Origin of the sequence: Candidatus Acidulodesulfobacterium ferriphilum (genome assembly GCA_004195035.1) — a bacterium.
Classification (GTDB): Bacteria; SZUA-79; SZUA-79; order Acidulodesulfobacterales; family Acidulodesulfobacteraceae; genus Acidulodesulfobacterium; species Acidulodesulfobacterium ferriphilum.
Window position 1 is genome coordinate 407,799 of the sequence record SGBD01000001.1, and the last position, 18,029, is coordinate 425,827.

At 39.7% G+C, this 18,029-nt stretch carries 17 protein-coding genes; all 17 read right to left on the minus strand.

Annotated elements, in window-relative coordinates; translation table 11 throughout:
• Positions 1–8 precede the first annotated feature (8 nt).
• The gene (locus EVJ47_02055) at positions 9–803 is read right to left on the minus strand and encodes an MvaI/BcnI restriction endonuclease family protein (protein ID RZD15079.1); all 795 of its coding nucleotides are present in this window, start codon (positions 801–803) and stop codon (positions 9–11) included.
• Positions 800–1,576: a site-specific DNA-methyltransferase gene (locus EVJ47_02060; GenBank protein RZD15080.1), complete on the minus strand. Its 777-nt coding sequence runs from the start codon at positions 1,574–1,576 to the stop codon at positions 800–802. Before EVJ47_02060 ends, EVJ47_02055 begins: the two co-directional genes overlap by 4 nt.
• Before the next feature lie 185 nt (positions 1,577–1,761).
• A complete protein-coding gene (gene murJ, locus EVJ47_02065) occupies positions 1,762–3,315 on the minus strand; it encodes a murein biosynthesis integral membrane protein MurJ (GenBank protein RZD15081.1) in 1,554 nt (517 codons plus the stop codon).
• A gap of 9 nt (positions 3,316–3,324) precedes the next feature.
• Positions 3,325–4,368 (minus strand): aspartate-semialdehyde dehydrogenase, encoded by a 1,044-nt coding sequence (locus EVJ47_02070; protein RZD15082.1) that lies wholly within the window; start codon positions 4,366–4,368, stop codon positions 3,325–3,327.
• A gap of 25 nt (positions 4,369–4,393) precedes the next feature.
• Complete coding sequence (gene leuB / locus EVJ47_02075; GenBank protein ID RZD15083.1) at positions 4,394–5,488, minus strand: 3-isopropylmalate dehydrogenase; 1,095 nt, start codon at positions 5,486–5,488, stop codon at positions 4,394–4,396.
• The gene (locus tag EVJ47_02080) at positions 5,489–5,986 is read right to left on the minus strand and encodes a 3-isopropylmalate dehydratase small subunit (protein RZD15545.1); all 498 of its coding nucleotides are present in this window, start codon (positions 5,984–5,986) and stop codon (positions 5,489–5,491) included.
• A 159-nt stretch (positions 5,987–6,145) separates the two neighbouring features.
• Complete coding sequence (gene leuC, locus EVJ47_02085; GenBank protein RZD15084.1) at positions 6,146–7,420, minus strand: 3-isopropylmalate dehydratase large subunit; 1,275 nt, start codon at positions 7,418–7,420, stop codon at positions 6,146–6,148.
• Between the two features lie 133 nt (positions 7,421–7,553).
• Positions 7,554–9,107 carry a 2-isopropylmalate synthase gene (locus tag EVJ47_02090; protein ID RZD15085.1) on the minus strand — a complete coding sequence of 518 codons (1,554 nt, stop codon included), beginning with the start codon at positions 9,105–9,107 and terminating at the stop codon, positions 7,554–7,556.
• 21 nt (positions 9,108–9,128) lie between these two features.
• Complete coding sequence (gene pssA / locus EVJ47_02095) at positions 9,129–9,935, minus strand: CDP-diacylglycerol--serine O-phosphatidyltransferase (GenBank protein ID RZD15086.1); 807 nt, start codon at positions 9,933–9,935, stop codon at positions 9,129–9,131.
• A 208-nt stretch (positions 9,936–10,143) separates the two neighbouring features.
• The gene (locus EVJ47_02100; protein ID RZD15087.1) at positions 10,144–10,821 is read right to left on the minus strand and encodes a phosphatidylserine decarboxylase family protein; all 678 of its coding nucleotides are present in this window, start codon (positions 10,819–10,821) and stop codon (positions 10,144–10,146) included.
• A gap of 25 nt (positions 10,822–10,846) precedes the next feature.
• Positions 10,847–11,863 (minus strand): ketol-acid reductoisomerase, encoded by a 1,017-nt coding sequence (ilvC, locus tag EVJ47_02105; GenBank protein RZD15088.1) that lies wholly within the window; start codon positions 11,861–11,863, stop codon positions 10,847–10,849.
• Positions 11,864–11,918: 55 nt separating this feature from the next.
• On the minus strand, positions 11,919–12,410 hold the full coding sequence (gene ilvN / locus EVJ47_02110) for an acetolactate synthase small subunit (GenBank protein RZD15089.1): 492 nt from the start codon (positions 12,408–12,410) through the stop codon (positions 11,919–11,921).
• Between the two features lie 44 nt (positions 12,411–12,454).
• A complete protein-coding gene (gene ilvB, locus EVJ47_02115) occupies positions 12,455–14,146 on the minus strand; it encodes a biosynthetic-type acetolactate synthase large subunit (GenBank protein RZD15546.1) in 1,692 nt (563 codons plus the stop codon).
• 23 nt (positions 14,147–14,169) lie between these two features.
• Positions 14,170–15,840: a dihydroxy-acid dehydratase gene (gene ilvD, locus EVJ47_02120; protein ID RZD15090.1), complete on the minus strand. Its 1,671-nt coding sequence runs from the start codon at positions 15,838–15,840 to the stop codon at positions 14,170–14,172.
• 64 nt (positions 15,841–15,904) lie between these two features.
• Complete coding sequence (locus EVJ47_02125; protein ID RZD15091.1) at positions 15,905–16,141, minus strand: hypothetical protein; 237 nt, start codon at positions 16,139–16,141, stop codon at positions 15,905–15,907.
• A 72-nt stretch (positions 16,142–16,213) separates the two neighbouring features.
• Entirely contained in the window at positions 16,214–16,903 is a 690-nt protein-coding gene (tsaB, locus tag EVJ47_02130; GenBank protein ID RZD15092.1) for a tRNA (adenosine(37)-N6)-threonylcarbamoyltransferase complex dimerization subunit type 1 TsaB, read from the minus strand.
• Between the two features lie 3 nt (positions 16,904–16,906).
• Entirely contained in the window at positions 16,907–17,989 is a 1,083-nt protein-coding gene (gene rseP, locus EVJ47_02135) for an RIP metalloprotease RseP (GenBank protein ID RZD15093.1), read from the minus strand.
• Between the last annotated feature and the right edge of the window lie 40 nt (positions 17,990–18,029).

Below are 18,029 nucleotides of genomic sequence, written 5' to 3' on the forward strand. Positions count from 1 at the left end.
ACAAAAATCTATATAATCACGTTAGCTTTTCCATAAAGCAAAGGAAGCGCGTTCTGCCTCATCCTAAATTTCGTTCCATGATTGTGTCCGGTGCGGGCATCGAAATCTACCAATATTTTTCCGTCTTCGATTGCTTTTAAAAAGCCCGCGAAATTAAACTTCTGCAACATCATAACTTTTGAATATTTATAAAACTCTTTAGCTTTCTCCTTTTTAACTTCCGCCTGAACATAAAAACAATTTAAAAGTTTTGTTCCCGCTTTATGTTCTAAATCATCAAAACCCCAATATGGTTGCGGATCTAATTCCCCAAGCCCTATATTCTCCTTAACCGTCTTAAGCCAATCGGCATGCCTTATATCAACGGCTTTGGCATCGAAGGAAATTAAAACCTTTCTTTCCTTCCTGTCTATAACGACCATGAAGCCCCTATCGCTCCTTGATAATCCATGGATAGTCTGCCTGAAACTCATTTCGTTTTCAGGATAATGTTTGCCTGCCTCTTTATGCGGCCAGCCGTATCTTTGCAAAAAGACTTGCGGTACGAAACGAATAGCTCTTGGGGAAGGCTCCGTATGGAATAAGGTGGTAAGAGACGTGGAGTTAATGCGTTGCGATTTAAGTTCCCACTCGGCTGCATTTGGAATCGGTAAATTATTCTCTTTAATACCAAGCAAGTCTTCCAAGGTATTCCCGATTCCGCCGTGGTTTCCTTTGCGGGCGTTTGGAATCCAGCCTATTGCATAAATTTCTTTTAATTTATCTATTAAAGTTTGTTTTGTATATATTACAGGTTTTTTCATACCATAGAAAAGAGCTTGCCTTGGGATAAATGTTTTTTAATCCGTTCTTCCGCCATGCCGCAATATTCAGGGGATATTTCAATTCCTATATAATCCCTGTTAAAATTAATCGCTGAAATAGCGGTCGTTCCGGAACCCATAAACGGGTCTAAAACAATTTTGGCATCGGTCGAGGATATAATCCTGTCAATAAGACTGATGGGAAATGCGGCGGGGTGGTCGTTTTTCATCTCTTGCGTAAATTCCCACACATCGCCGTATCTATTGGCTTTTTCTATAAGTTTGAATTTTGGTTTTGCAATAAGGTAGATAACTTCGTAGGTAGGTAAAAAATAGCCGGGGTTAAAATTCAGCCCCCCTTTTCTTTTCCATATAATAATTTGTCTTACGGGAAAACCCGAAACTATGTCCTGCCTATCCTGCAGGATTCCGGCTTGAACGCGCCATTTATGGTTGTAGAAAATAGCCCCCGAATCTGGAATTATCCTGAACATTTCTTTAAGGCAATCCCTTTGCCATTTTACATATTTATCATGAGGCATACAATCATTGTGGTGGGAATAGCCTTTCTGAAGGGCGGCATTTGCCCATTTCCCGCCGCGGCCGTCTTTCATGCCGTTTCCGGTAGAATTTTTTAAATTATACGGCGGCGAGGTAATAACTAAATCAACGGAACCGCCGGGGATTTGCTTCATAATATTTACGGCATCTCCGCAAACTATTTGATTTGTAAAGTCTTCAGGAAAACGAAGTTCAGCAGAACTTAATTTCATAACTTTAATAGTTTTATCGCCTATTTATTGTTTTTATATTATTATAAGCATCGCCGGTTTTTATTTTATAAATTTATCATAATACTTCTTATAATGACCGGTCAAGAAAATTCATCACCTTGCATTTATTTTATAAACCTTAGCGCTTTTTTATTTTACCCTATATTTTTTAGTTTTCTAATACTTTAATATTTTCTCATTAAAACATCCCGCATAACACGCAGCGAATCGTTTTTGAATATAAATGAAGCAAAAAGGTAAGATGCTATTCCTATGACGAGAGAAACGACTACAATCATTAAAGAACGATAGTTTAACCTGTTTAAAATAATTATTATAAGCTCGACAAAAACTCCCATAACGATGCTTGCCGCTATTGTCCTTATGAAGGACTTAAAAAAACCGCTTCCCAGTCCTATCCTTTTTTTTGAATAAAGCCTTCTCAAAAGGAATAAGTAATTAAAAATCAAAGAAATGCTCGAGGCCAAAGCCAATCCGTCAACCCCCATTATTTGCATAAGTATTACGGCAAGGATTATGTTAATTATCAAAGAATATACGGCTGCGTTAACGGGGGTCTTAGTATCCTTCATCGAATAAAAAACCGGAACCACGGTCTTTAGCAATGCCGATGCCCATAGACCTATAATAAAAAAAAGGAGGACGGATGCCGTTTTTTGCGCATCTATCAAATTAAAAATCCCATGCATATAGATTAATCTTACAAGATGATTTCTTAATAAGATTAACCCTATACTTGAAGGTATTATTATGAAAAACATAAGGGATGCGGAGAAGTTAAACGCATTATCCACCTCTTTTATATCGCCCCTTGCAAAAGAAGCGGAAAGCGCCGGAAAAATTGCCGTTTGCATGGCTATGGCAAATACCCCGAGCGGAAATTGGTAGAGCCTGTCCCCGTAGTAAAGATATGATATGCTCCCGGACGGCAAAAACGATGCAAGAAGGGTATCGAACAGCAGATTAAGCTGTATTACAGCCATTCCGAGAAGCGAAGGGGTAAGTAATTTAAAAACGGTCTTTACATCGCTATTTTTAAAATTAAATCTAAATCCCAGCTTGATTTTTTTTCGTTTAATATAGTAAACCTGAGATAAAATCTGCAAAATGCCGCCGATAATAACCCCGATAGCAAGCGCATATATGCCTTCGTGAAAAAACGGCCTTAAAAAGATAGCGGAAATTATAAATAAAATATTTAATATTATGGGATATATTGCACCCGGGGCATAAGAATTATGGACATTTAAAACCCCCGCAAAAAAAGCGGTAAGCCCTATTAAAAATATGTAAGGAAACATCATTCTGGTAAGAAATACGGTAAGATGAAGTTCAAAGGGCTTATTTAGAAAACCCGGGGCGGTTATAGCGACAAATATAAAAGAAAACAAAACGCCCAGACATGAGAGAAATAAAAGAATAAAAAAAAGAATTGTGAAAACGGTCATCAAGAGGTCAGAGGATTCCTCCGCCCGCTTTTTAACTAAGCTCTCTGAATAGACAGGGATAAAGGACGCCGAAAGCCCCCCTTCCCCAAAAAGTCTTCTAAAAAGATTCGGTATCCTGAACGCGACAAAAAAGGCATCGGTAGCAACGCCGGCGCCAAAAAAATACGCAATACAAATATCCCTTAATAAACCTAAAATTCTGCTTATTAAAGTGAAAAACGAAACTACCGATAAATTCCTGACTATCTCATGATTTTTGGATTGCGCCATTAAATTTAATCACAAATACTTTTGTATAAGTATTTCTGCTATCTGAATAGCGTTTAAGGCGGCCCCTTTTCTGACATTATCCGCAACAACCCATAAATTTAAGCCGTTCGGTATGGAAAAATCTCTCCTGATTCTTCCGACAAAAACATCGTCCAGCCCTGCAACATGCGTCTGGTAAGGGTATCTTTCGTCAGGGTCGTCGCTGAATATATTATCCACAATCTTTATACCCTTTGTTTCGGACAACATAGCCTTAATATCTTTAATATCGAAAGGTTTCTCGGTTTCGATATTAATCGATTCGCCGTGACAGAAGAATACGGGTACGCGGACGGTCGTCGCCGTTATGCCGATCCCCTTGTCATGCATTATTTTATGCGTTTCTTTTACCATCTTAATTTCTTCTTTGGTATAACCGTCTTCACTAAAAACATCTATTTGAGGTATGCAATTAAATGCGATTTGAACGGGAAACTTCTCTGGAAATATATCGCCTTTTGCGTTTATAATCCCTGTGGTTTGGTAAAAAAGCTCATCCATTGCTTTTTTCCCTGCCCCCGAGGTTGATTGATAAGTTGAAACGACAACCCTTTTTATCTTATATTTATCGTGAATCGGTTTCAGCGGAACAACCATTTGAATAGTGGAGCAATTGGGATTTGCTATTATATTCTTTTTGCCGTAATGCCGTATATCGTCGGGATTAACCTCTGGAACAACTAAAGGAATATCGTCGTCCATTCTAAAATATGAAGTGTTATCGATTACGATAGCGCCTTCTTTTGCGGCAAGCGGAGAATATTTTGAACTGGCAGATGCTCCAGGACTTGACAGAACAATATCTATTTTCTTTTTTTTAAAAGAATCTTCATTTAATGCTTCGACGATATAATCCTCGCCTTTAAACTTTACGGCCTCTCCCATAGAATTTTCGGAAGCAAACAGGTAAAGTTCCATAACGGGAAAATTTCTCTGTTCCAATATCTCTAAAAATTCTCTCCCGACCAATCCCGTAGCGCCGACAATGCCGACATTATATTTATCTTTTTTCATAAAACTCCTTTGTAAGAATCAGGGCCTACGCCCGGGCTTTAACATCTTTTAATTCTGAAATAACCGCTTTGCCCATTTCTTTTGTGCCGATAAGTTTTGTTCCTGCGGAATTAGAATAAATATCAAGGGTTCTATATCCTTTTTTAATAACCCTTTCTACGGCTTTTTCTATCGCCGCAGCCAAATTATCCATATCAAAGCTATAACGGAGCATCATTGCAACGGACAAAATTGCCGCCAGCGGGTTTGCCTTGTTTTGTCCTGCGATATCGGGAGCGCTGCCGTGAATCGGCTCATACATCCCCTTTCTGCCGTTCAAACTGGCCGACGGCAGCATGCCGATTGAACCTGCCACCATCGATGATTCGTCGCTCAATATATCCCCAAACATATTTGTGGTAACAATAACATCGAACGATTTTGGCTGCCTTATGAGCTGCATCGAACAGTTGTCCACATACATATTGCTTAACCCGACATCGGGATAATCCTTTGAAACGGCTGCCACAACTTGCCTCCACAGTTCGGTGGACTCCAGAACATTAGCCTTATCGACCGATAAAACCCTTTTCCTTCTTTTGCGGGCAATTTCAAATGCGATTTTTGCAATCCTTTTTATCTCATTCGTTGTATAAACTAAAGTATTGACGCCCTTTTTTTGACCGTCTTCCATATCAAAAACCCCTCTAGGCTGTCCAAAATAAATCCCGCCGGTTAACTCCCTGACTATCATCATATCGGTTCCGCTTACAATTTCTTTTTTTAAGGGAGAAGCATCTATAAGTTCGTCATAAATTTTTGCGGGTCTGAGATTTGCATAAAGCCCGAGTTCGTATCTCAGTGTTAAAAGGGCTTTTTCTGGCCTAAGGGCAATCGGCAAAGATTCCCATTTTGGTCCGCCGACCGCTCCAAAAATAACGGCATCCGATTCTTTGGCAAGTTTAAGGGCTCTTTCGGTTATAGGATTTTTATATTCGTCATAAGACGCCCCGCCGACAAGGCCTTCTTCTATTTCATAAGCCGCTCCATTTTCGTCCAGAACAAATTTTAAAACATTTACAGCCTCCGAGGAAACCTCCGTGCCGATGCCGTCGCCTGCAAAAAGCGCCAATTTCATCATTTATTTAAGTCCTCCTTCCTTAACCCTTTTTCTCGCATATTCCATTAATCCCCCCGCATTAACAAGCTCGGACATAAACTTAGGAATGGGCTTTGCATTTATAACGCTATTTTTAGTTAAATTTTTAATCTCGCCGTTATCGGTGTTTACCTCGAGCATATCCCCATTATTTATATCATCGGTATTTGCTTCTAAAATAAACAGGCCGATATTAAAGGAATTTCTATAAAAAATCCTGGCAAAGCTCTTTGCTATAACGACCGGGACGCCACTGACTTTAATAGCCCTTGGGGCATGTTCTCTTGAGGAGCCGCATCCAAAATTATTTCCCGCAACAATAAAATCGCCTTTCGAAATATTGGAGGAAAATGCGGGGTCAGCATCTTCCATACAGTGTTTTTTTAAATTCTCATCGCTTGAATCATTTAAGTATCTTGCCGGAATTATAGCGTCCGTGTCTATATTATCCCCGAACTTAAAAACTTTTCCCTTAAAGATCATAACCTCTCCTTTATAAATGTTAAAACCTTTAACTAAATTACTCCATATTTTCTGGATTCCTGCCTTCGCAGGAATGACATATAGAGAAGTTTACCGTCTTATCTTAAAGGATGTCCCAACCCGCTTCGGCAGGAATCCAGAATTACTTATTTAGGATTAAACAACCTCTTCAGGGCTTGCTATCTTGCCGAGTATTGCCGATGCGGCGCACACCGCAGGGTTTGCAAGATAAACCTCGCTTGTTACATCTCCCATTCTTCCCTTAAAATTCCTGTTAGTGGAAGAAATTGCCCTTTCACCGTCGGCTAAAATCCCCATATATCCGCCAAGGCATGGCCCGCAGGTGGGGGTACTTACGACACCCCCCGCATCCATAAATATATCTATTAAGCCCTCTTTTTCTGCCGTCCTGTAAACCTCAACCGTTGCGGGAATAACGATTAATCTGGTGTATTTTGCAATCTTTTTCCCCTTTAAAATTTGAGCGGCTATTCTTAAATCCTCGATTCTTCCATTTGTGCAAGAACCGATAACGGACTGGTCTATTTTAATATTTTTAGCGGATGCTTCGCTTATATCGACGCTGTTTTCGGGAAGATGGGGCAACGCAACCTGCGGATTTATCGTTTCGGTATTAAAATTTAAAACCTTAGCATATTTTGCCCCTTCATCGCTTTTATAAAATGTGTAATCTCTATTTGCTCTTCCTTTTACATATTCTTCGGTAATTTCATCAGGTTCGAAAATTCCGCTTTTAGCTCCTGCTTCTATCGCCATATTAGATATAGTAAACCTGTCTGCCATACCGAGATGTTTAAATGTGTTTCCCGAAAATTCAAGCGCCATATAATTTGCCCCTTCGACGCCTATCTGCCCGATTAAATACAGCACCAGATCCTTGCCTGAAACCCATTTTTTGGGTTTTCCCGTAAAAACCACCTTTATCGACTCGGGAACTTTTAACCACAGTTCGCCAAAGGCAAAGGCGTATGCCAGATCGGTCGAACCTACGCCCGTGGCAAAAGCGCCCAACGCCCCGTAAGTGCAGGTATGGGAATCTGCCCCGATTACAAGGTCTCCGGGTAAAACAATCCCTTTTTCCGGCAAAAGAGCATGTTCGACCCCTGCTTCGCCGCATTCAAAATAGTATTTAATATCGTAGGTTTTCGCAAATTCCCTGAGCATTTTTGCCTGTTTTGCGCTCAGGATGTCCTTATTGGGGACAAAGTGGTCAGGAACCAGAGCTATCTTCTGCCTGTCAAAAACTCCGTTTATTCCAATAGTTTCAAATTCCTTTATTGCGATAGGCGCCGTAATATCGTTGCCGAGGGCAATATCGACCCTTGCATTGACGATATCGCCGGGCTTAACTTCGCCTAAATCCGTATGGTTTAATATTATTTTTTCGGTAATGGTAAGAGGTCTTCCCATCCTGATGTTACCCCCGTTATAAAATTTTTATAAAGCTAATTTCAATTTTGTGGAATTATGTACGGCTAATATATAATATAAAACCTATTAAGAAATGGGTCAAATGAATAATATTGATAATAAAGATGAGGTTTTACTCATAAATTTCCGATTCTACCGATTTTTTTAAATTACTGTTATGTATATACAGTTTGTTTATCGCATTTACATAAGCCTTCGCGCTGGCGACCACAATATCGGTATGAGCGCTTCTTCCCGTTATATTGGTCCCGTTTTCCTCTATGGTAATAGAAACATCCCCTTGAGCTTCGGTAGTTCCTCTAATGGATTTAACCTCGTACCCTATAACCCTGGCTTTGGAGTTAACAATTTTTTCGATAGCGTTAATAGCGGCATCGACAGGACCATTGCCGCAGGAAGAGTCATGCTTCAATTCTCCGTTTACCATAACCTTGACCATAGAAAGGGGCGTAACCGTATCGCCGCAAACGACATTCACATATTTAAGTTCATACTTTTCGAATGAATGGGATTTTGCGATAAGCGAATCGATATCCTCGTCGTAGATTTCTTTTTTTCTATCCGACAGCGCTTTAAATTTAACAAAGGCATCCTCTATCTCTTTATCGTTTAATAAATATCCTAAGGATTCTAATTTTTCTTTAAAAGCATGCTTTCCCGAATGCTTGCCCAGAACTAAATCGTTCGACTGCCTGCCCACTCTTTCGGGAGTCATTATCTCGTATGTCGTCTTTTCTTTTAATACGCCGTCCTGATGAATACCCGCCTCGTGGGCAAAAGCGTTTTTCCCGACGATAGCCTTATTCGGTTGAACAGATATACCCGTTATATGAGTTAAAAGCTGAGAAGAGCGGTATATCTCCGCAGTGTTTATATTGGTGGCGGCATTATAAATATCCTTCCTGACATCAAGCGCCATGACTATTTCTTCCAATGCGGCATTGCCCGCGCGCTCCCCTATGCCGTTTATCGTACATTCTACCTGACCCACTCCCGCCTGAATCGCGGCAAGGGAATTTGCAACGCCGAGACCGAGATCGTTATGGCAGTGAACGCTTAATATAATATTTTTTATGCCCTTAACCCTTTCCCGTATATTTTTTATAAAATCATAGAATTCGAAAGGGGTCGCAAAACCGACAGTATCTGGAATATTCACAGTCGTGGCGCCGGCGGCTATAACCCCTTCTATTACTTCACATAAGAAATTCATATCCGTTCTTGTGGCATCTTCCGCGGAAAATTCGATGTTTTCTATAAAAGATTTTGCATATTTAACCATGGAGACGGCTTTTTCGTACAGATCCTCGCGCGTCATCTTAAGCTTATGTTTAAGGTGTATATCGGAAGTTGCGATAAAGGTATGGATAACCGGTTTTTCTGAGTATTTCACGGCGGAATAAGCCCTGTAAATATCTTTTTCATTAGCTCTTGCAAGACCCGCAATTTCAACGCCTTTTATCTCCTGAGCTATTGCTTTGACAGCCTCGAAGTCGCCCTCGGAAGCTATGGGAAATCCAGCTTCAATAACATTAACTCCAAGGCGGGCAAGCTGGCGCGCTAAATTTAACTTTTCGGATGTATTCATGCTTGCGCCGGGAGATTGTTCCCCATCCCTCAAGGTCGTGTCGAATATCTTTATTTTCTTAATATGTCCGTTATCCATAAATAGTTCCCGCAAGCTTATTTATCCTATCTTTTTATTACTCTTCATCTTAACATTATCGATATAAAAATACAATAGGGGCGAAACGAAGGTATAGAGGAAAAAGATTACAAAAAAGGCCTCGATTGGTTTTACTATGATTATTATAATTAATAAGGAAAGCAAAACCAGAATCTCGAACGGCCTTCTTTTGAAAACAGATAAATCTTTCATAGCAAAATACTTAATATTACTTATCATTAATAAACCTGTAATTATCATTAAGGCAATCATAACCGTACTTATTACGGCAAAATTTAGAGAAATATCCGCCATAAAAAATATCGATGAAACAACCATGCCTGCGGCAGCAGGGGAAGGAAGCCCGCTAAATTTATTGTATTCCACGGAATTTACCTGAACATTAAACCTGGCAAGTCTAAGCGCCGCACCCAAAAGATATACAAAAATAGATGCCCAGCCGAGTCTTCCATAGACAAAAAGCTGCCACTTAAACAATAATATGGATGGGGCAACCCCGAATGCTATTAAGTCTGATAAGGAATCATATTCTATGCCGAACTTAGAGCTTGAATTTGTGAGCCTTGCAACTTTCCCATCGATTCCGTCTAAAAAAATCGATACGACTATAAGCCATCCGGCGATATAAAATTTTCCGTTAATGGAGTTTATAATCGAGTAAAAACCTGAAAAAAGAGAAAGGCTTGTTAAGAGATTGGGCAGCAAAAAAACCCCTTTTGTCATACTATCTTTGTAAATATCGGCAGCGGCATTACGGGGAGCCTTTATGCTTTTTGTCTTTAGTTTCTTATTTGCATCTATATCCATAAAGAATTAATAATTAACCAAAATTGCCGATAGAAACTCTTAAAGCTGCTTCAAAGTTTTATAAGCACTGGATTCCCGCCTACGCGGGAATGACTTTACGGGGATTAACTTCTCACCCAACGGGTGTCATTCCCGCGTAGGCGGGAATCCAGAAAAATAATTTTCTATCGGCAATTTTGGGAATTAACGCAATATACCAAATTTGCTACTATAATAATCTTCCCAGAACCGTCTTTCCCGAAAAAACCCTGTCGTTAATCCTGGCATAACTTTTAAAATCTAAGGGAAGGTACAAATCTAACCTCGAACCATATTTAATTAAACCAAACCTTTCTCCCGCGGCTATTTCGTCCCCTTCTCTAATCGTACAAACTATTCTTCTTGCAACAAGACCCGCTATCTGGACAAATGCGATTTTTGCGATTCTTCCGCCGCTAATATTCGAATTTAAAATAATCCCGTTAAATTCATTTTCCAAAGATGCCTTATCAAGATTAGCGGAAAAGAATCTTCCCTTATTATATATGATCTTTTCGACCTTTCCATTTATCGGCACCCTGTTTACATGAACATTAAAAAGCGACATAAAAATGCTTATCTTTACGGCCTCCCGATTTAAAAACCTGTCGTCAAAGACCCTTTGCATGAAAATAACCCTGCCGTCGGCAGGGCACAGTATCTCATCTTCTTTTAAAGTAGTTTTGCGCTCTGGGTCTCTAAAAAAATATATATTAAAAATAAAAAATATTAAAAATATAAGGGATAGGGATAAAAAAACATATTTTAATATTTTATCGCCAATATAAAAATATAAAATAAAAGAAACAAAAGAAACGGACAGGGAAACTATTATAAAACCAATCCCTTCTTTTGCTATATATTTCATCCGTTGATTGCCCTTTATGATGTAATTAATTTTTGGATTTGTCGACTAATTTGTTTTTAGTAATCCACGGCATTAAAGACCTTAATCTTTTTCCAACCCTTTCTAACTGATGTTCTTCGCCATTCCTCGTTAAGGCATTGAATGTTGGTTTATCGGCTTTATTTTCGAGCATCCATTCCGTCGCAAATCTCCCTGATCTGATTTCTTCGAGCACCCTTTTCATTTCGGATTTTACATTTTCGTTCACAATTCTTGGTCCTCTTGTCAAATCCCCATATTGAGCCGTATTGCTGATCGAGTATCTCATGTTTGCGATACCGCCTTCATATATAAGGTCCACGATAAGCTTCATCTCATGGATACACTCAAAATATGCGCTTTCCTCCTGGTAACCCGCCTCTACAAGCGTTTCAAAACCGGCAGTCATGAGGGCGGACAATCCGCCGCAAAGAACGGCTTGCTCTCCGAAAAGATCGGTTTCCGTTTCTTCTTTAAATGTGGATTCCAAAATACCTGCTTTTCCCCCGCCTATCGCGGACGCATAAGATAATGCCATATTTTTCGTATTTCCCGAATAATCATTGTGTACGGCAATTAAATCAGGGACTCCGCCGCCTTTTTCAAATTCATGCCTTACAAGGTGGCCGGGTCCTTTTGGCGCTACCATAAAAACATTTATTTCCTTTGGCGGGACTATCTGTCCGAAGTGAATGCTAAAACCATGGGCAAAAACAAGGTATTTCCCCGCCTTTAAATTAGATGCTATCTCCTGTTTATAGACATTTCCGTGAATTTCATCCGGAAGAAGTATCATAATAACATCGGCCTTGCTTGCGGCCTCGCCCACGGAATAAACTTCGAAACCCGCATTTTTAGCCTTTTCAAATGAACCGCCGTCAGTCCTCAGTCCGATAATAACACGCGCGCCTGAATCTTTTAAATTTAAGGCGTGCGCATGCCCCTGCGATCCATAGCCGATGATCGCGACTGTTTTGGATTGAATTAATCTTAAATCGGCATCTTTTTCATAATAAATGTTCATCAATAACCCCCATTTGCAAAATTATCTTATTAAGTTATCTTATTAACTTGGCTTATTAACTTGGCCTTCTTGCGCGCTGTATTGCTATTGCCCCCGTCATAACTATATCTTTTATGCCGAGCGGCCTCAAAATATCTATTAGAGATTCTATTTTCTTTTCCGAACCTGTAGCCTCAACCGTATATGAATTTCTGGAAATATCGATAATGCGGCCGCCAAATATATCCTTGATCCTTATAATGTCGCTTTTTGTAGTTTCATCGGCGTTTACTTTTATCAAAACGGTTTGTCTGACTACCGAATCTTCATCCGTTAATTCTTGAACCTTTATCACATTTATAAGCCTGTTAAGCTGCTTTGTAATCTGCTCTAATATCTGAGTGTCTCCGGATGTGGTAATTATCATTTTCGACTCGTTTTTTTCAAGCGTCTTTGCCACACAAATGCTATCGATATTAAACCCTCTTGCCGAAAAAAGACCCGCAACACGGGTCAACACCCCTGCTTCGTTCTCGACAAGTATTGACAAAATATGGGTTTTATCCATAATTATTTCATCCTTTATTTATTCTTATCAAAATAATTTTTATTTTAAACTAATAACATGCCCGTAATAGGGGCTCCCGGGGCAACCATGGGATAAACGCTTTCTTCCGGGGCAACAACAAAATCCATTATAACAGGTTTTTTTATGGATAACGCCTTTTTAAGAACATCTTCCACCTCATTTGGCTTGGTTGCCCTTAAACCTACGGCGCCATAAGCCTCGGCAAGCTTAACAAAATCCGGATTGACATTCATTTCGGAAAAAGAATATCTTTTTTTATAGAATAATTCCTGCCACTGCCTTATCATACCCAAAAAGTTATTATTGACTATAGCAATCTTAACGGGTAAATTATATTGAACGGCGGTGGCCAGCTCCTGAATATTCATTTGAATACTGCCGTCCCCCGCAATATCGAAAACTACCTTGTCGGGACATGCTATCTGTGCGCCTATGGCGGCTGGAAATCCATAACCCATAGTGCCAAGGCCGCCGGAGGTTAAAAATGTTCTTGGGCTATTGAATTTATAAAATTGCGCCGCCCACATTTGATTTTGACCGACCTCGGTCGAAATGATAGCAGAACCCCCTGTAAGTTCGTATATTTTTTCGATAACATACTGGGGCTTAATTATATCGTTCATTTTATACGAAAGCGGATGCTCGTACTTCCATATATTAATCTCTTCAAGCCATTTAAGCCTGTCGTATTGGGTGGAAGAAATTTCTTTAGATTTCGCGCTTAGCATTTCCAAAAGACTATTTAATACGGACTTGACATCCCCTACGACGGGAATCTCAATTTTTACATTTTTGCCGATAGACGAAGGGTCGATATCGATATGGGCAAACTTTGCGTTTCTGCCGAACTCTTCAACCTTGCCCGTAACTCTGTCGTCAAATCTTGCGCCTATAGCGATAATAAAATCGGCGTTGGATATTGCCATATTTGCCGCATAAGTGCCGTGCATTCCAAGCATTCCAAAAAATAGCGAATGTTCGGACGGAAATCCGCCAAGCCCCATTAATGTCGAGGTAACCGGCAAATCAAGGAGTTCCGCTAATTCTTTAAGTTCCGCCGAGGCATTTGAACTAATAACGCCTCCGCCCACATAAAGCAAGGGTCTTTTCGCATTCAAAAGCTCTTTGACAACCTTGGAAAGCTGCACATGATGTCCGAAATATGTAGGGTTATAACCTCTGAGCTCTACGCCTTCCGGATAATCGAATTCATATACGCTTGAAGTAATATCTTTAGGAATATCGATTAATACGGGGCCCGGCCTTCCCGTGGAAGCTATATAAAAGGCCTCTTTAATAGTTCTTGCAAGATCTTTTATGTCTTTCACAAGATAGTTATGTTTTGTGCATGGTCTCGTTATACCGACGGTATCGGCCTCCTGAAAAGCATCGTTTCCTATCAAATTAGTCGGAACCTGCCCTGTCAATATGACAATCGGCACAGAATCCATATAAGCCGTTGCAATACCTGTTATTGTATTTGTGGCGCCTGGACCCGATGTTACAAGAACAACCCCCACCTTGCCCGATGCCCTGGCATAGCCGTCCGCCGCATGAGCTGCGCCCTGTTCATGTCTGACAAGCACATGCTTTATTTTATCTTTATAATTAAAAAGCTCGTCATATATATTTAATACCGCTCCACCTGGATAACCGAATATGGTATCCACCCCTTCCCTGATTAAACTCTCGAGAATTATTTTTGAACCTGTCATTATCTCTTTTCCGTTACCCGGCTTCACTTTCTTACTCCTTTATTTACAATTGCTCCTTCATCTGCCGAAGAAACCATATCGGCATATCTCGATAAATAGCCGTAATCTATTTTTTTACCCCTTGCGGGTAATTTTGATTTCCTAATGTTCAATTCTTCGGCAGATAAAAGAACATTAAGTTTCCTCTTTGGTATGTCTATTTCAATCTTATCCCCGTTATTTATCAAAGCAATGGGTCCGCCCTCCTGCGCCTCCGGGGATATATGTCCGATACAGGGGCCGCGCGTCCCGCCCGAAAAACGGCCGTCCGTGATTAGCGCCACTTTATCGCCAAGACCCATGCCGACAATCTGGGATGTCGGGGCAAGCATTTCTCTCATTCCCGGACCGCCTTTCGGTCCTTCATATCTTATGACGACAACATCTCCCTCTTTAATTTTACCTTTTGAAATACTTTCCATGGCCGCTTCTTCGCTGTCAAAAACAACAGCGCTGCCTGTAAATTGCATTATATCGGGATTAACGCCGCTTGCTTTAATTATTGCTCCATTTGGGGCTAAATTGCCGAAAAGAACGGCGATACCGCCTTCCTTTCTATATGGATTATCAATTTTTCTAATTACTTCGTTATTTACATAATTAACGCCGGATATTATCTGCCCTATATTGCCGCCGCTAACGGTTGCCTCATTATTATTGACGATAGTTCTTAACTCGTAGAGCAGCGCAGGTATTCCGCCGGCAAAATCTAAGTCTTCGAGGAAATATTCCCCTGCAGGCCTTAAACTTGTGAGCTGAGGTGTTTTTTTTGAAATTTCGTCAAAAAGCCTTAAATCTAATTTCATTCCGGCTTCATTTGCTATAGCCAATAAATGTAAAACTGAGTTAGATGAACCGCCTAATGCCATATCGACCATGACGGCATTTTTTAAAGCACCTAATGTTACTATGTTTCTAGGAAGTACATTTTCTTTTACTAAGTCAACCGCCCTGGCGCCGCTTTCGAAGGCAATTCGTTTTTTTACCGCCGAACCGGCAAGCGCCGTCCCCGCGCCGGGCAAAGACATACCCATAACCTCCGTTAAGCAGGCCATAGTATTAGCCGTATATAATCCCTGACATGACCCTTGACCCGGGCAAGCGCACATTTCCAGATCGGAAAGCTCCTGTTCCGTTATCTCGTTTACCCTGTATTTAGCCACCGCCTCAAATGTATCCCTGACAAATGAAAGCCGTTTTCCGTGATAGTGACCGGAAAGCATAGGCCCCGCAGTAACAATTATAGATGGAATATTTAAACGCAAAGAAGCCATAAGCATTCCGGGGGTAATTTTGTCGCAATTCGTTAAAAGCACAAGACCGTCGAGACAATGCGCCTCCGCAATCGTTTCTATCATATCGGCAATAAGTTCGCGGGACGGGAGCGAATAGTGCATCCCAAAATGTCCCATGGCGATACCGTCGCAAATTCCCGGAATACCGAAAACAAACGGGTGGCCGCCGTTGCTATATACGCCGTTTTCGACAGCCTTTTCGAGATCCCTTATGCCTACATGCCCCGGAATCAAATCGGTAAAACTTGAAGCTATGCCGATAAACGGCTTCTTCATCTCGTTTTTTGTCATGCCGGTTGCATAAAGTAAAGACCTGTGAGGAGTTCTGTCAACGCCTTCTTTAATATTTTTACTTTTCATAAAATGCCGTTATATTTAATGTTAAATTAATAAATCTTGATATAATATATTTTAAATAAATAGATTACTTAACTGCAATCTTTTCCCTGACGATTTTTTTCATAATATCGTTACCGTAAAGTTTTTTTAATTTAAGCTCCTTAATGGCTTTTTGCTCTTCGGGAGTTAAAAACGGCTTAGTGCTGTATTTATTTAATAACTTATCGATTTCGATATGCTCATTATATATCTTTTTAAAATTTTCATCCGATGATAGAAGGGATTCTGCTACTATTCTTTCGGTTTCATCTAAAAATTGCATAAAAAAACCTCCTTATAGTGACAATATTAATATCGTTAAACTTACAAAACTTATAATTGTTATAAATGCCTGCTAAAACGGCCCCTCGCTATAAACATAATATGGAGAAAGCCCTTCGGCATATTTTAAGTCGTTTTTTATTCCGCTTTCCAACGCATGCTTAGCCGCATAATACGGTATTTTTATTAAATCAAAAGGATTCAGTGAAACAATTTCCTGAAGTTCACTTTTAACTCTTTTATACCTGTCTTTTTGGTTATATCCGTAAACTAAGATTGGCGCGCTGCCAAGCCCGCTTATAAACGACTTAAGTTCTTCTAAATTAAACTGCCCAATCTTAAGATATGGGGTAAAATTTCCATTTTTTAACATAAAAGCAGATGCATAGTATTTATTTTTCATTGCATCTTTTACGGCTACGATATATTTAGAACCTAAATTATTTTTAAAAAAGGGGTAAGCGCAGACAAATAAACTTCCAAGCCCGATTATATTTAAGCCGAGGGAGTAGGAAAGCGTTTTGGCTATCGTAAGAGAAACCCTTACTCCCGTAAAAGAACCGGGGCCTAACGATACTACTATTCCGTTTAAGTCATTTAATTTTATGCAGGTTTTCGATAACATTGCGTCTATTTGCTTAAAAATTAATACGGAATGGTTTTCATGAAATCCGGAAATTGTTTCGGCAATCACATTAAAATTATCGCCCATTATTAATATATTTGAGTACCCGCTTGAACTATCGATAGACAGGATAGGCATAGTTTAAGTCTTTATAGTTCTAATAATGTCATTATAAGAAACAAATAATAACAGTAAAATTAACAGCGCAAAACCGACTTTAGCGGCTGTTTCCTGAAACTTAACGCTTAAAGGCTTTCTCTTAATCATCTCGATAATGGAGAATAACAAATGTCCCCCATCGAGAGCAGGGATTGGAAATAGATTTATAAGTCCTATATTCACGCTAATAAACGCTATAAAATAAAAAAAATCCGAAACTCCCATGCTTGCAGCTCTTCCTGAAAGTTGAGCTATCATTATCGGCCCTCCTAAATCGCTTGCAGGAAGTTTACCCGCAATAAGGTAAAAAAGGCTAATCATGGTTATATAAATTATAAACCAAATTTCTTTAAGCGATGAATAAAAAGAATTAAATATATTGCTGTATTTATAATAAACGGCATTTTGCGACGGGTAAATGCCTATAATATATCTTTTTGTTTTTTGTCCGAAAACATTTAGTCCTGCGGCAACAACGGGCTTTAATTTGACGAAATAACTTTTCTTCCCCTCTTCAACGGCAAGCGTTATCGTAGTTTTACCATATTTTTGAATATATTTCGACAAAGACTGCCACGATTTTATCTTTGTTCCGTTAATCCCTGTTATAACATCGCCTTTTTTAAGCCCCGCTTTTGCGGCGGGATGCCCTTTAATTACGCCGCCTATTACGGATTTTAAAACAGGCCTGCCTGCCATAAATATAATCGTAAAAATTATTAAAGCTAAAATGAAATTAAAAAAGGGACCGCAAAAGATAATAAGAAACTTTTTATACGGCGGCAAATTGCTATAAGAACGCTTTTGATCTTCGGGCGGCAATTCTTCGGAAGGGTCTTCGCCGAGAAGTTTAACATACCCCCCGAGCGGAAGGGCCGAAACGACATATTCCGTTTCCCCCACTTTTTTGCCAAATATTTTTGGACCAAAACCTAAAGAAAACTTCTCTACCTTTACCCCTAATTTTTTTGCGACAATAAAATGTCCAAACTCATGGATTAAAACAATAATGCTTATAACAATGAGAAATGCAACTACATCATAGAAAATTCCGTTAATTATCATATATTTATTTTATTTTATTTTAAATTTACTTATAACCTCC

What these genes read in the sequence shown, in the direction of transcription:
- ilvB (RZD15546.1), bottom strand. Translation starts at nt 14,146, where the DNA reads ATGACAGGTTCAAAAATAATTCTCGAGAGTTTAATCAGGGAAGGGGTG.
- rseP (RZD15093.1), bottom strand. Translation starts at nt 17,989, where the DNA reads ATGATAATTAACGGAATTTTCTATGATGTAGTTGCATTTCTCATTGTT.
- EVJ47_02090 (RZD15085.1), bottom strand. Translation starts at nt 9,107, where the DNA reads ATGGATAACGGACATATTAAGAAAATAAAGATATTCGACACGACCTTG.
- leuB (RZD15083.1), bottom strand. Translation starts at nt 5,488, where the DNA reads ATGATGAAATTGGCGCTTTTTGCAGGCGACGGCATCGGCACGGAGGTT.
- EVJ47_02070 (RZD15082.1), bottom strand. Translation starts at nt 4,368, where the DNA reads ATGAAAAAAGATAAATATAATGTCGGCATTGTCGGCGCTACGGGATTG.
- leuC (RZD15084.1), bottom strand. Translation starts at nt 7,420, where the DNA reads ATGGGAAGACCTCTTACCATTACCGAAAAAATAATATTAAACCATACG.
- EVJ47_02100 (RZD15087.1), bottom strand. Translation starts at nt 10,821, where the DNA reads ATGAAATATATAGCAAAAGAAGGGATTGGTTTTATAATAGTTTCCCTG.
- murJ (RZD15081.1), bottom strand. Translation starts at nt 3,315, where the DNA reads ATGGCGCAATCCAAAAATCATGAGATAGTCAGGAATTTATCGGTAGTT.
- tsaB (RZD15092.1), bottom strand. Translation starts at nt 16,903, where the DNA reads ATGCCTATCCTGTCTATCGATAGTTCAAGCGGGTACTCAAATATATTA.
- EVJ47_02060 (RZD15080.1), bottom strand. Translation starts at nt 1,576, where the DNA reads ATGAAATTAAGTTCTGCTGAACTTCGTTTTCCTGAAGACTTTACAAAT.
- pssA (RZD15086.1), bottom strand. Translation starts at nt 9,935, where the DNA reads ATGGATATAGATGCAAATAAGAAACTAAAGACAAAAAGCATAAAGGCT.
- ilvD (RZD15090.1), bottom strand. Translation starts at nt 15,840, where the DNA reads ATGAAAAGTAAAAATATTAAAGAAGGCGTTGACAGAACTCCTCACAGG.
- EVJ47_02125 (RZD15091.1), bottom strand. Translation starts at nt 16,141, where the DNA reads ATGCAATTTTTAGATGAAACCGAAAGAATAGTAGCAGAATCCCTTCTA.
- ilvN (RZD15089.1), bottom strand. Translation starts at nt 12,410, where the DNA reads ATGGATAAAACCCATATTTTGTCAATACTTGTCGAGAACGAAGCAGGG.
- ilvC (RZD15088.1), bottom strand. Translation starts at nt 11,863, where the DNA reads ATGAACATTTATTATGAAAAAGATGCCGATTTAAGATTAATTCAATCC.
- EVJ47_02055 (RZD15079.1), bottom strand. Translation starts at nt 803, where the DNA reads ATGAAAAAACCTGTAATATATACAAAACAAACTTTAATAGATAAATTA.